Here is a 12,863-nt window from a genome sequence, read left to right as displayed (position 1 = left end):
GAGCGACCGCCGGGACGTTTTGACGCAGCCAGGGTCAGAAACGTGCAGGCAAGTCCCGATAAAACAGGAGTCATCAGATGGCCCGTATAACAGTTGAGCGTGCCCATGGCCTGGGCAAGGAAGCGGCCCGCGCGAAAGCCGACCAGTTGGCGCAGAAACTGTCCGACAGCTATGGCCTGGAGCCGCAGTGGTCGGGCGACACGCTGAAGCTCAAGCGCTCCGGGGTCAAAGGCGAGGTGCATGTGGGCGAGGACTCGATCCGCGTCGATGTCGAACTGGGCCTGTTGATGTCGGCCATGAGCGGCACGATCAAGACGGAAATCGAAAAGGCGCTGGATAAGGCGTTGGCCTGAACTTAAAAGATCGCAGCCTGCGGCAGCTCCTACAGATGTACTCATTCCAATGTAGGAGCTGCCGCAGGCTGCGATCTTTCCCCAAGGCATCGCCGATTCATGTCAGTTGTTAGGGTGCCGTTTCTAATTATTGTCACTACTTTGTGCCTGAGCCCGACCGTGTACGGGCAGTTCCTCAAACCTGTTATCGAGTGAGGTGCACCATGGCCAAAGTTATTTTGAAGAAAAAAACCGACGTTGAATCTTCCACGCTCAGCGAGGTGAAAACGTACGCGCGCAAGATCTGGCTGGCGGGCCTGGGCGCCTACACCAAGGTCGGCCAGGAAGGCAGCGAGTACTTCCAGGAGTTGGTAAAAGCCGGTGAAGTTATTGAAACCAAAGGCAAAAAGAACATTGCCGGGAAACTTGAAGCGGCCAACAGCGAACTGATTGAAGCCAAGACCGACGTCAATACTTTCAAGGCGCGGGTTGAAGTACAACTCGATAAAGTCGAGAAGGTATTCGACGCCCGTGTTGCAAGTGCCTTGAATCGTATCGGCATTCCGTCTAAACATGACGTTGAGACACTCTCTGCTAAGCTCGATGAGCTGACGGCATTGCTTGAACGTGTCGCGCGTAAACATTAAGGAGAACGGGATGGCTGGCAAAAAAATCACCGAAAAAGAAGGCAGCTCGTGGGCCGGGAAGATTGAAAAATACTCCCGCAAAATCTGGCTTGCTGGTTTAGGCGTGTACTCGAAGATTGACACTGACGGCAGCAAACTCTTCGAGTCCCTGGTTAAGGACGGCGAGAAGGCCGAAAAACTCACCAAGACGGCGGTCGGCAAACAAGTCGATGCTGCCAAGGGCTCTGCCGAGTCCGCCAAGTCGCGAATCGGCGGCGTAAAAGATCGGGCGATGGGCAAATGGGACGAGCTGGAAGGGGCTTTCGACAAGCGCCTGAACAGCGCGATCTCTCGTCTGGGCGTGCCGAGCCGCAATGAAGTCAAGGCGCTGCACAGCAAGGTCGACACCCTGACCAAGCAGATCGAAAAACTCACCGGCGCTAAGGTCGCGCCAGTGGCGGCCAAGACGGCGGCAGCCAAACCTGCCACCAAGACGGCAGCCAAGCCATTGGTCAAGGCCGCGGCGAAAGCCGTCGCTAAACCTGCGGCAAAAGCAGCGGCCAAGCCGGCGGCGAAAACCGCGGCTGCCAAACCTGCCGCCAAGGCAGCGGCCAAGCCGGTAGCGGCCAAACCCGCGACAAAAGCAGCGGCCAAGCCGGCTGCCAAAACCGCGGCCGCCAAACCTGCTGCCAAGCCTGCGGCAAAAGCGGCGGCCAAACCCGCCGCGGCGAAAAAGCCAGCGGTGAAAAAACCGGCCGCGGCAAAAGCTACCGCACCGAAGGCACCGACTGCTGCCGCCAAACCGGCCACCCCGACGAGCCCAGCGAACTCCGCTTCGGCTCCGACCCCGGCGGTGACCCCGACCGCTGCGCCGGCTCCATCGACACCTACCACCCAGTCCTGATTTTGGAGGACATGCAAAAACGCCCGGCCTGTGAAGGTCGGGCGTTTTTGTTTGGAAGCAGAAAAGATCGCAGCCTTCGGCAGCTCCTACAGGGGATCGTCTAGCACCTGTAGGAGCTGCCGAAGGCTGCGATCTTTTGATCTTAATGCTCTTCCAGGTAGCGCAACGCCAGTTGCTCGGTCGCAACCTTTGCCGCCGGCGGCAGGTGCGGGGCCACCAGCATCATGACCTGATAGACCACCAGTCGAACTTCACCCTCGCGGTCGAGGATGCGCTGATAGTCCAGCGAGAACAGTAAGGTCATGGTGATCTGTTCCACCAGTTGCCCCAATGCCCGGGTGTCGCTGACCAGCATCCCCTGGGCCTTGAGTTGCGCCAGCAACGACGCCAGGGTTCGCTTCAGGGCATTGAGCAACTGGCGGATGCCCTTGGCCAGTTTTGGCAGGCGTCCGGCCAGGTTCGACAGGTCCTGGAACAGAAACCGGTATTGAGCCAGCCGTTCGACGATCAGGTGCAGGAACAGCCAATAATCTTCCGGTGCCAGTTGTACATCTGCCGGTGGGTCCAGCAGCGGTGCCAGTTCGCCCTGGAAGCGCTCGAACAATCCGAGGATCAGGGGCTCCTTGCCATGAAAGTGGTAATAGAGATTGCCTGGGCTGATGCCTATTTCGTTGGCGACTTCCATGGTGGAAACGTTCGGTTCGCCCTTCTCATTGAACAACTGCAGGGCGCATTCAAGAATGCGGTCGCGGGTCTTCATCCGGTCTTCTTAGTGATGGAAATCGTGCCACGGCCCAGTGCCTGGCCGTGGAGTGAACGTTCAGCGCACGCGCACATAGGTTCCCGGCGCCGCGTCCAGAGGCGGGTAGTTTGCGTTGCCCAGGGTCATCTGTGTTTCGCGTTGGGCGCCGGAGCGTTCCTGGACCCAATTCAGCCACGGGGCCCACCAACTGCCCTCGACGTGCTTGGCGTCGTAATACCAGGCTCGTGGGTCGCTGCTCAGTTTCGGGTTTTCAACGTAATTGGCCTTGGGGTTGCCCGGCGGGTTGAGAATGCTCTGGACGTGGCCGCTGTTGGATAGCACGAAGCGTCGTTCACCCCCGAGCAACAGCGTTGAGCGATAGACCGCATCCCATGGCGTGATGTGGTCATTGATGCCCGCCACGCTGAAGCTGTCGACCGTCACTTTGCGCAGGTCGATCGGCGTACCGCAGACTTCCAGGCCGCCGGGGTGAGTCAGGGGGTTGTGCTTGAAAAAGTCCAGCAGGTCGCCGTGGAAAGCTGCCGGCAGTCGGGTGCAGTCGTTGTTCCAGTAGAGGATGTCGAACGCCGGCGGCTCCTTGCCCAGCAGGTAGTTATTGATGAAATAAGTCCAGATCAGGTCGTTGGGGCGCATCCAGGCAAACACCCGGGCCATGTCGCGACCATCGAGGATGCCTTTCTGGTAGGAACGGCGCTTGGCGGCTTCCAGGGTCTGTTCGTCCGTGAACAGCGTGGCGGGGCTGTCTATCTGGCTGTCCATCAGGCTCACCAGGTACGTGGCGCTGGCGACCCGGCGCAGTTGGCGCTTGGCCTGCAGATGGCCTTGCAGGGCCGCGATGGTCATGCCGCCGGCGCAGGCCCCCATCAGGTTGACCTCACGGGCGCCGGTGATCGCCCGGCAGACGTTCATGGCTTCTTCCGTCGCCTCGACATAGCTGGACAGGCCCCATTCGCGGTGACGCACGTCGGGGTTGCGCCAACTGATGATGAACACCTGCAAACCGTTTTTCAGGGCGTACTGGACGAAGCTGTTGGAGGGGCTCAGGTCGAAGATGTAGAACTTGTTGATCTGCGGCGGCACGATCAGCAACGGCTTGGCATATTGCTTTTCGCTCATGGATTTGTACTGGATCAGCTCCAGCATTTCGTTGCGAAACACCACCGCGCCCGGTGTGGTCGCCAGGGTCTTGCCGACCTCGAAGGCATGGGGTGTGACTTGCCGCGGCAACCCGTCGTTGTGCAGCAGGTCGTCCAGCAGGTGGCTGATGCCCCGAAGCAGGCTGGTACCGCCGGAGTTGAACAGCTCTTTGACCGCCAGTGGGTTGAGCAAGGTATTGGAAGGCGATACGGCGTCGTTGAGCAGGGCGAAAGCGAAGTGTGCCCGGGCACGGTCATCCGGACTCATGTCGCATTCGTCAATCCAGCTCCTCATCTGTTTCTGCCAGCTCAGGTAGGCCTGCAGGCTACGACGATAGAACGGATTGAGCTCCCAGGTGGGATCGGCGAAGCGCTTGTCGTTGGGGTTGGTAGGGTGCAGGGTTTCCCCTAGCAGCACGCGGCCCAACTGGCTGCCCAGTTTCAACGCATGCCGGGCGCTGTGCACCGGATTGCGCAAGCCGTGTGCGGCAACGCTGCGCAAGGTGGAAAGCAGGTCCCTGCCCCGCAGGCCGGTGACCGCACTTTGTGCGTTGATGAAGTTGGCAGGGGCGGGCATGGAACCCTTCGCCGGTTTGTCGCGCATGAGTCAACTCCTTCGTCATCAGGCTAAAAACAAACACACCGAACCAGACAACATAGTCGCTGTTTCGGGTTGCTGCGCGCTCCGGCGTCCTGCCAGGCGCTTTTGGGCGGTGTCAGCCGCCACCCAGCGGCGCGGGATGCGGGTGCATGACCGCGCGCTGACGTTCTTCCTCCAGAAACTTCATGATGATCGGCGCCACCGCCTCGGCTCGGGTAATCAGGAACAGATGGCCGTCGTCGATGATGTGCAACTGGGCGTTGGGGATGCGCCAGGCCAGCATGCGCATGTTGATCAACGGGATCAGTGGATCGTCGTCGCCGGCCAGCACCAGGGTCGGCTGGTGGATCTTGTGCAGCCAGTGGATGCTGGTCCAGCCCAGGCCGGCGAACAGTTGCCAGTAATAACCCAGCTTGCCAGCCGAACGCACCTTGGCCGCATGACTGGCCGCCAGGCTGGGGTCGCGACGGAACGAGCCGCCGTAGATCAGCGGGGCGATACGCATCACGTGGGACGGCTGCACGTAGCGCCGGGGGCTTGCCATCATCCACAGCACTTTCGGTTTGCCCGGCACCATTACCGCGCCGGCGGCGGTGGCCGCCAGCACCAGCTTTTTGCAGCGCTCAGGGTAGTCATGGGCAAATTGCTGGGCCAGGGCGCCGCCCCAGGACACGCCGATCACGTTGACCTGCCCGTAATCGAGGTAATCGAGCATTCGCGCGGTGAGTCTTGCCAGGCCGGGAAAGCGATACGGCCGGCTGGGCGTCGACGAGCCACCGACGCCGGGAACGTCAAAGGCGATGACTTCCAGGTCCGGGTCCAGGGCCTGGATGAACGGGAATACCAGCTCAAGGTTGGCGCCGATGCCGTTGAAAATCAGCAGGGGCGTCAAATGAGGCTTGCCGGGGCGTACCGCGGTGCGCAAGGTCTGGCCATCCAGATCGACGGTACGGAAGATGTACGGTTGCGGCATGCTTCAAGCCCTGTGGGTTGGGTCGCTGTCTTTCATTTTTCCCCCGATCCCTGTGGGAGCGAGCCTGCTCGCGATGAGGCCGTTGCATTCAACATCACTGTTGCCTGACGCACCGCTATCGCGAGCGGGCTCGCTCCCACATTGGATCTGCTGTGAACGCAAGTTTGCGTTCACCAGCGGCGTGGGCCTTGCATTAATGTCGGCTGTTGACGTGCTTTCGTGAGTAACCTCACGGCCGCAACAGACGAGTTGCATCAGTTACCGCTCATGTACATACGTGCCCGGCGCCGCTTCTCCCGCCGGATAGGTCTTGTTGCCCAGGACTGTGGGTGCCTTTTTCAGTTTGCCCGAGCGCTCTGCCTGCCACGCCTGCCAATGCAGCCACCAGGAATCGGTGTGCTTGGTGGAGTTTTCCTGCCAGTCCTCGGCCTTGGCCGGCATGTCCTCGCTGGTCATGTAGCGCGACTTGGGGTTGCCCGGCGGGTTGAGGATGCTTTGGATGTGACCGCTGCTCGACAGCACGAATTCCACCTTGCCGCCAAACAGCTGTGCGGATTTGTAGCAGGACTTCCAAGGGGTGATGTGGTCGTTGGTGCCGGCCAGGGAGAAGATGTCGGCGGTGACCTGCTTGAGGTCGATCGGTGTACCGCACACTTCCAGTGCATTGGGCCGGATCAGCGGGTTGTTCTTGAACATCTCGATGAGGTCGCCGTGGAACGCCGCCGGTAGCCGGGTGGTGTCGTTGTTCCAGAACAGGATGTCGAACACTGGCGGCTCGTTGCCCAGCAGATAGTTGTTGACCCAGTAGTTCCAGATCAGGTCGTTGGGGCGCATCCAGGCGAAGACCTTGGCCATGTCGCGACCTTCAAGCACGCCGGCCTGGTAGGAGTGACGCTTGGCCGCCTCCAGGGTCTGCTCGTCGACGAACAGCGCTACGTCGGTGTCCAGGGTGGTGTCGAGCACGCTCACCAGCAGGGTCAGGGCGTTGACCTTCTTCTCGCCCAGGGCGGCGTAGTGCCCCAGCAGCGCGGTGCAGGTGATGCCGCCCGAGCAGGCGCCGAGCATGTTCACATCCTTGCTGCCGGTGATGGCCGTGACCACGTCCACCGCTTCCTTGAGCGCCTCGATGTAGGTCGACAGGCCCCACTCGCGCTGCTCCTTGGTGGGGTTGCGCCAGCTGACAATGAACGTCTGCACATTGCTGCGCAGGCAGAAGCGCGCCAGGCTCTTGTCCGGGCTCAGGTCGAAGACGTAGAACTTGTTGATCTGCGGCGGCACCACCAGCAGTGGGCGCTCGTAAACCTGTTCGGTGATGGGTCGGTACTGGATCAACTCCAGCACGTCGTTGCGAAACACCACAGCGCCTTCCGTCACGCCCAGGCTCTTACCGACTTCGAAGGCACCCATGTCGACCTGACTTGGCATCCCGCCGTTGTTCACCAGGTCCTTGGCCAGATGGGAAAGGCCATCCAGCAGGCTCTTGCCGCCGGTTTCGAAAAAGCGTTTGACCGCCGCCGGGTTGGCTGCCGAATTGGTCGGGGCCATGGCTTCGGTCATCAGGTTGATCACGAAATGACCGCGACTGATGTCCTGGGGCGAGAGGCTGCTGTCGTCGATCCAGGCGTGCAGCTCCTTGCGCCACGCCAGGTAGGTTTGCAGATAGCGTTTGTAGAGCGGGTTCTGGCTCCAGGCCGGGTCGTTGAAGCGGCGGTCATCGCCGGCAGGTTGCAGCTCGGATCTGCCGAACAGGACGTTCTTGAGTTCGACGCCGAAATGGGCGACGTGCTTGACGCTGTGCAGCGGTTGTTTGATGGCCTGGGTCAGCACCATTCGGGCAGAGGCCAGCAGATCTTTTCTGCGCAAGCCGACGACAGGATTCAACCCCAGGGTATTTTCCGAGGCCTGGTACTTCAGGTCATCGTTGTTCTTGTTGCTCATCTACGACGCTCCATTGTCCTTCAGACGAGTACCTGGGCCATGCCAGAAAGCCCACAGCCAATGCCAGGTACGCTGCTCGGGTTACCGTTGATTCCGCATCGAGGCAATGAGGAAACGTGTGCAAGGAACTCGGCGATTCCTTTGCAGGGAACTTGCCAGCTCCATTGGTTACCCGAGTTTAATTTTTTTCGCAAGCAGGCCAGTCATTGACGTTGCCGCGGGGGCATTCAAGCAGATGAGTCTAGAAAATTCGCCCTAAAGCGCCAGCCCTTGAGTTAGAGCATCAGCTTGACGACCGACTCGTTCGGGTCGCGGGTTTTTCCGGCCGCCTTGAGTTCGGCAAGATAATCGTTCCACAGGTCCTCCTGGCGTACCGCCAGTTGGTACAGATAGTCCCAAGTGAACAGTCCGCTGTCGTGGCCATCGTCGAAGGTCAATTTCAGTGCGTACTGGCCGGCTGGTTCGACCTTGGTCAGGCCGACGCCGAGCTTTCCATGTTGCAGGATCGGTTTGCCGTGGCCCTGGACCTCGGCGGACGGCGAGTGCACCCGGAGGAATTCGGCGGGCAGGTGATATTCCTCGTCCGGCGCGTATTTGAGCGTCAGGGTCTTGGAGGCTTTGTGCAGGTTGATGGCGCTGGGGAGTTTGGTCATGGGGTTGTCAGTCTCTTGCAGCCTTGCGTGAACGATATGTGGCGAGGGAGCTTGCTTCCGCTGGATTCTGTAGGAGCTGTCGAGCGAAGCGAGGCTGCGATCTTTCCGCTGCCAATTGAGTCGAGAGCAAAAGGCCAAGATTAAAAGATCGCAGGCTTCGCCAGCTCCTACAGAGCCCAGCGGGAGCAAGCTCCCTCGCCACAGGAGCCCACTCACATAGCGTGTGGCTTACAGGATATACCGCGACAGGTCTTCGTTCTCTGCCAGTTCACCCAGGTGGCTGTTGACGTACTCGGCATCGATGAGGATCGGTGCTTCGTTGTGGGCGCTGGCCAGGTCGCCGGCGCTGAACGACACCTCTTCGAGCAGGCGTTCGAGCAGGGTGTGCAGGCGACGGGCACCGATGTTCTCGGTCTTCTCGTTGACCTGCCAGGCGATCTGCGCCAGGCGCTTGATGCCCTCTGGCGCGAACTCGATGTTCAGCCCTTCGGTCTTGAGCAGGGCGCAATACTGTTCGGTCAGGGACGCGTGGGGTTCGCTCAGGATGCGTTCGAAGTCTTCCGGCGTCAGGGCCTTGAGCTCGACACGGATCGGCAGGCGACCCTGCAGCTCGGGCACCAGGTCGCTGGGTTTGCTCAGGTGGAACGCGCCGGAGGCGATGAACAGGATGTGGTCGGTCTTGACCATGCCCAGCTTGGTGTTGACGGTGCAGCCTTCGATCAGCGGCAGCAGGTCGCGTTGCACGCCTTCGCGGGACACATCGGCGCCGCCGACATTGCCGCGCTTGGCGACCTTGTCGATTTCGTCGATGAACACAATGCCGTGCTGCTCGACGGCCTCCAGGGCCTTGGCCTTCAACTCCTCTTCGTTGACCAGGCGGCTGGCTTCTTCATCGCGAACCAGCTTCAGCGCTTCCTTGACCTTGAGCTTGCGGTTTTTCTTTTTGCCCTTGCCCATGTTGGCGAACAAGCTTTGCAACTGGTTGGTCATTTCTTCCATGCCGGGCGGCGCGGAGATGTCGACGCCGGCCATTTCGGCCACTTCGATCTCGATTTCCTTGTCGTCCAGCTGGCCTTCGCGCAGGCGCTTGCGGAATAGTTGGCGGGTGTTGGAATCCTGGGTCGCAGCGGATTCGGCGTTGAAACCCATGCGCGCTGGCGGCAGCAGCGCGTCGAGGATGCGCTCTTCGGCGGCATCTTCGGCGCGGTGGCGGACCTTGGTGATTTCCTGTTCGCGCAGCAACTTGATGGCGGCATCGGCCAGGTCGCGGATGATCGACTCGACGTCGCGACCGACATAACCGACTTCGGTGAACTTGGTGGCTTCGACCTTGATGAATGGCGCGTTGGCCAGTTTGGCCAGGCGACGGGCGATCTCGGTTTTACCGACACCGGTCGGGCCGATCATCAGAATGTTCTTGGGGGTCACTTCGACGCGCAGCTCTTCAGGCAGCTGCATCCGACGCCAGCGGTTACGCAGGGCGATGGCGACGGCGCGCTTGGCATCGTCCTGGCCGATGATATGACGGTTGAGTTCGTGGACGATTTCGCGGGGAGTCATGGACATAATAATTGGCGGTCCTCAAGCAAGAATGAGCCGTGGCTTATTCCGCGAGATCCTGCTCCTCAATGGTTTGGGTGTGGTTGGTGAAGACGCAGATGTCGCCGGCGATGCCCAAGGCAGTCTCGACGATTTCGCGGGCCGACAGATCGGTCTTTTTCAACAGGGCACTGGCCGCGGCCTGGGCGTAGGCGCCACCGGAACCCATGGCGATCAGGCCGTCCTCGGGCTCAACGACATCACCGTTGCCGGTGATGATCAGCGAGGCGTCCTTGTTGGCGACCGCGAGCATGGCTTCGAGGCGACTCAGGGAGCGGTCGGTGCGCCATTCCTTGGCCAGCTCCACGGCGGCACGCACCAGATGGCCCTGATGTTTCTCAAGCTGGCCTTCAAAACGTTCGAACAGGGTGAAGGCATCGGCAGTGGCCCCGGCGAAGCCGGCAATGACTTGGCCGTGGTACAGGCGGCGGACTTTCTTCGCGTTGCCTTTCATCACGGTGTTGCCCAGTGAAACCTGGCCGTCGCCGCCCATGACGACTTTGCCATGACGGCGGACTGAAACGATGGTGGTCAAGGGAAGAGTCTCCACGCAGCGGGGCGAAAATGCCCGGATGGAACTCATATGGGGGTGGCGTGGTTTTTTTCAACTGCGGGGTGGGAGAGGGGACGAGTGGTGCGAGGCGCGTAGGAGCTGTCGAGCGGAGCGAGGCTGCGATCTTTTGATCTTTCGCTTGAGACTCAATTGTCTGGGGAAAGATCAAAGATCGTAGCCTCGCTCCGCTCGACAGCTCCTACAGGCCCAGCGGGAGCAAGCTCCCTCGCCACAAAAGCCCCACAGGCACAGGTGTTCTTGACGAGATCAGCGATTCTGGCGTTGTTGTAACAACAGGTTGCTGAAACCGCTGCCGGCCAGTTGTTTTTGGGCCTTGGTCAGTTCTTCGCGGTTGCTGAACGGACCGACCAGCACCCGATACCAGGTTTCTTCCTTCACCGTGCCGGACTCCACCGCCACGGACTGGCCCAGCAGAATGATCTGCGCCCGTACCTTGTCGGCGTCGGCTTCCTTGCGGAACGAGCCGGCCTGCAGGAAGAACTTCGTCACCGGAGCGGCTTTCTGCACGGGCGGTGCCGGCGGCGGCGTGATGCCGGCCAGGGCTGCCTGAGCGCGAGCGGTGTCGATCTTCGCCGCTTCGGCCGGAGTGACCGGCGTGGTGGGGACCTGTGGCGTCGGCAGGGTTTTCTCCGGCACGGCATCGGGCGGCACGATGACTTCCGATTCCGGCAGCAGGGTGTAGAAGTCGTACTTGGGCTTGACCGGTTGCGTCGGGCTCGGCGGGGTCTTGTTGGCCTCGGCGATGCGTGTGGCTTTCTGTTGCTCTTGGCGCACGCGCTTGACGTCATCGCCCTGGCCCGGCTCCAGTTTCATCAGAAACACAATGAAAGCGCCGACGGTCAGGCCGATAGCCATCCACAACCAGCCGGGAATCGGCTGTTTGGCTGGGGGTTGGTAACGACTGGCGCCGCGTTTGGGTGCAGGTTTTTTCTTGGCGGCCAACTTACATGCGCTCCAGCGTTTCCAGGCCCAGCAGTTCCAGGCCTTGCTTGAGGGTGCGCCCGGTCAGTGCGGCGAGGCGCAGGCGACTCTGCATTTGCTCTGGCGTTTGTGCGTTGAGGATCGGGCAGTTCTCGTAGAAGCTGGAGAACAGACCGGCCACATCGTACAGGTACGCGCACAGGGTGTGGGGGGTGCCTTTGTCAGCGACGTTGTTCAGCACTTCGCCGAACTGCGCCAGTTTCGCCGCCAGCTCGTGTTCTTGAGCGGCTTCAAGGACGATCTGCCCGTCCACCTCATCGAAGCCCTTGCCGAGTTTGCGGAACACCCCGGCCACGCGGGTGTAGGCGTACAACAGGTACGGCGCGGTGTTGCCCTCGAAATTGAGCATCAGGTCGAAGTTGAAGCTGTAGTCGCTGGTGCGGTGCTTGGACAGGTCGGCGTATTTCACTGCGTCGATGCCCACCACCTTGGCGATCTGGCGCAGTTCGTCTTCGGCCAGGTCCGGGTTCTTGCCCTTGACCAGGGTGTAGGCGCGGTCCTGGGCTTCGCTCAGCAGGTCGATGAGCTTGACCGTGCCGCCGTCGCGGGTCTTGAACGGCCGGCCGTCGGCGCCGTTCATGGTGCCGAAGCCCATGTGCTCCATCTCCATCGGATGGGTCACGAAACCGGCCAGGCGCGCCACTTCGAACACTTGCTGGAAGTGCAGGGCCTGGCGCTGGTCGACAAAATAAAGAACCCGGTCCGCCTTGAGCACGCTGTTGCGGTAGCGCACGGCCGCCAGGTCGGTGGTGGCGTAGAGGTAGCCGCCGTCAGCCTTGACGATGATCACCGGCAGCGGCTCGCCGTCAGCGGTCTTGAACTGCTCGAGGAACACGCACTGGGCGCCGTTGCTTTCCACCAGCATGCCCTTGGCCTTCAGGTCGTTGACCACGTTGATCAGGTCGTCGTTGTAGGCGCTTTCGCCCATCACGTCGGCCATGGTCAATTTGACGTTCAGCAACTCGTAGATTTTCTGGCAGTGGGACAGGGAGATGTCCTTGAACTTGGTCCACAGCGCCAGGCACTCGGCATCGCCGGCCTGCAGCTTGACCACCAGGCCGCGGGCGCGGTCAGCGAATTCGGGTGATTCGTCGAAGCGTTGCTTGGCGGCGCGGTAGAAGTTCTCCAGATCCGACAGTTCGTCGCTGGTGACCGGGTTTTCCTGCAAATAGGCCATCAGCATGCCGAACTGGGTGCCCCAGTCGCCGACGTGGTTCTGGCGGATCACCGTGTCGCCGAGAAACTCCAGGACCCGGGCCACGCCGTCGCCGATGATGGTCGAGCGCAGGTGGCCGACGTGCATTTCCTTGGCGAGGTTGGGGGCCGACAGGTCAACCACGGTGCGTTGCAACGGGCCGGCCTTGCGCACGCCGATACGTTCGTCAGCCAGGGCCGCGTCCAGACGCGAGGCCAAGGCCTGGGTGTTCTGGAAGAAGTTGATGAAACCTGGGCCGGCAATGTCAGCCTTGCTGACGTTTTCGTCAGACGGCAGCGCGGCGATGATTTTTTCGGCCAGGTCCCGCGGTTTCATGCCGGCCGGCTTGGCGAGCATCATTGCGATGTTGCTGGCGAAGTCGCCGTGGGTCTTGTCACGGGTATTTTCGACCTGAATCGCCGGCGACAGGCCTTCTGGCAGCACACCTTCTGTGACGAGTTGGGCGATGGCTTGCTGGATGAGCTGGCGAATGGTGTCTTTCATGGTCTTCTCTTTCAACCGCAGGCGCGGCGGCGCTTCGATGCGCTGGTGGAAAAACTGGGCATTATCCGTGGCCCGGACGAGCTT

General features: G+C 61.0%; 12 protein-coding genes. 3 read left to right on the top strand and 9 right to left on the bottom strand.

Going from position 1 to position 12,863, the window contains the following annotated elements:
* Nucleotides 1-77: 77 nt before the first annotated feature.
* From BM132_RS01475 to BM132_RS01465, 3 genes are all read left to right on the top strand, one after another.
* Entirely contained in the window at nt 78-353 is a 276-nt protein-coding gene (locus BM132_RS01475) for a polyhydroxyalkanoic acid system family protein (protein WP_092395494.1), read from the top strand.
* A 203-nt stretch (nt 354-556) separates the two neighbouring features.
* Complete coding sequence (locus BM132_RS01470; protein ID WP_092395496.1) at nt 557-979, top strand: phasin family protein; 423 nt, start codon at nt 557-559, stop codon at nt 977-979.
* 10 nt (nt 980-989) lie between these two features.
* Nucleotides 990-1,862, top strand: coding sequence for a phasin family protein (locus tag BM132_RS01465; RefSeq protein ID WP_092452611.1), 873 nt, complete (start codon nt 990-992; stop codon nt 1,860-1,862).
* A gap of 142 nt (nt 1,863-2,004) precedes the next feature.
* Here the strand turns inward: BM132_RS01465 and BM132_RS01460 are convergent, their stop codons facing one another.
* The 9 genes from BM132_RS01460 to argS form a co-directional block, all read right to left on the bottom strand.
* Entirely contained in the window at nt 2,005-2,622 is a 618-nt protein-coding gene (locus BM132_RS01460) for a TetR/AcrR family transcriptional regulator (RefSeq protein WP_092452608.1), read from the bottom strand.
* 60 nt (nt 2,623-2,682) lie between these two features.
* Nucleotides 2,683-4,365 (bottom strand): class II poly(R)-hydroxyalkanoic acid synthase, encoded by a 1,683-nt coding sequence (gene phaC, locus BM132_RS01455; RefSeq protein ID WP_092452605.1) that lies wholly within the window; start codon nt 4,363-4,365, stop codon nt 2,683-2,685.
* A 112-nt stretch (nt 4,366-4,477) separates the two neighbouring features.
* Nucleotides 4,478-5,335: a poly(3-hydroxyalkanoate) depolymerase gene (gene phaZ / locus BM132_RS01450; protein ID WP_092452602.1), complete on the bottom strand. Its 858-nt coding sequence runs from the start codon at nt 5,333-5,335 to the stop codon at nt 4,478-4,480.
* A gap of 258 nt (nt 5,336-5,593) precedes the next feature.
* On the bottom strand, nt 5,594-7,273 hold the full coding sequence (phaC, locus tag BM132_RS01440) for a class II poly(R)-hydroxyalkanoic acid synthase (protein WP_092452596.1): 1,680 nt from the start codon (nt 7,271-7,273) through the stop codon (nt 5,594-5,596).
* Nucleotides 7,274-7,548: 275 nt separating this feature from the next.
* A complete protein-coding gene (locus tag BM132_RS01435) occupies nt 7,549-7,926 on the bottom strand; it encodes a gamma-butyrobetaine hydroxylase family protein (protein WP_092395506.1) in 378 nt (125 codons plus the stop codon).
* 228 nt (nt 7,927-8,154) lie between these two features.
* Nucleotides 8,155-9,492 carry an ATP-dependent protease ATPase subunit HslU gene (hslU, locus tag BM132_RS01430; protein WP_092395508.1) on the bottom strand — a complete coding sequence of 446 codons (1,338 nt, stop codon included), beginning with the start codon at nt 9,490-9,492 and terminating at the stop codon, nt 8,155-8,157.
* A 37-nt stretch (nt 9,493-9,529) separates the two neighbouring features.
* Entirely contained in the window at nt 9,530-10,060 is a 531-nt protein-coding gene (gene hslV / locus BM132_RS01425) for an ATP-dependent protease subunit HslV (RefSeq protein WP_003186641.1), read from the bottom strand.
* A gap of 285 nt (nt 10,061-10,345) precedes the next feature.
* A complete protein-coding gene (locus BM132_RS01420; RefSeq protein ID WP_092395510.1) occupies nt 10,346-11,041 on the bottom strand; it encodes an SPOR domain-containing protein in 696 nt (231 codons plus the stop codon).
* A 1-nt stretch (nt 11,042) separates the two neighbouring features.
* Complete coding sequence (gene argS / locus BM132_RS01415; RefSeq protein ID WP_092453076.1) at nt 11,043-12,779, bottom strand: arginine--tRNA ligase; 1,737 nt, start codon at nt 12,777-12,779, stop codon at nt 11,043-11,045.
* Nucleotides 12,780-12,863: the final 84 nt, after the last annotated feature.

Source organism: Pseudomonas sp. NFACC45, assembly GCF_900113505.1.
In the GTDB taxonomy this organism is placed as follows: Bacteria; Pseudomonadota; Gammaproteobacteria; order Pseudomonadales; family Pseudomonadaceae; genus Aquipseudomonas; species Aquipseudomonas tehranensis.
This window is presented reverse-complemented; position numbering and strand designations above follow the sequence as displayed.

Coding starts and splice junctions, on each gene's coding strand:
- BM132_RS01475 (WP_092395494.1), top strand. CDS start 78: ATGGCCCGTATAACAGTTGAGCGTGCCCATGGCCTGGGCAAGGAAGCG.
- BM132_RS01470 (WP_092395496.1), top strand. CDS start 557: ATGGCCAAAGTTATTTTGAAGAAAAAAACCGACGTTGAATCTTCCACG.
- BM132_RS01465 (WP_092452611.1), top strand. CDS start 990: ATGGCTGGCAAAAAAATCACCGAAAAAGAAGGCAGCTCGTGGGCCGGG.
- BM132_RS01460 (WP_092452608.1), bottom strand. CDS start 2,622: ATGAAGACCCGCGACCGCATTCTTGAATGCGCCCTGCAGTTGTTCAAT.
- phaC (WP_092452605.1), bottom strand. CDS start 4,365: ATGCGCGACAAACCGGCGAAGGGTTCCATGCCCGCCCCTGCCAACTTC.
- phaZ (WP_092452602.1), bottom strand. CDS start 5,335: ATGCCGCAACCGTACATCTTCCGTACCGTCGATCTGGATGGCCAGACC.
- phaC (WP_092452596.1), bottom strand. CDS start 7,273: ATGAGCAACAAGAACAACGATGACCTGAAGTACCAGGCCTCGGAAAAT.
- BM132_RS01435 (WP_092395506.1), bottom strand. CDS start 7,926: ATGACCAAACTCCCCAGCGCCATCAACCTGCACAAAGCCTCCAAGACC.
- hslU (WP_092395508.1), bottom strand. CDS start 9,492: ATGTCCATGACTCCCCGCGAAATCGTCCACGAACTCAACCGTCATATC.
- argS (WP_092453076.1), bottom strand. CDS start 12,779: ATGAAAGACACCATTCGCCAGCTCATCCAGCAAGCCATCGCCCAACTC.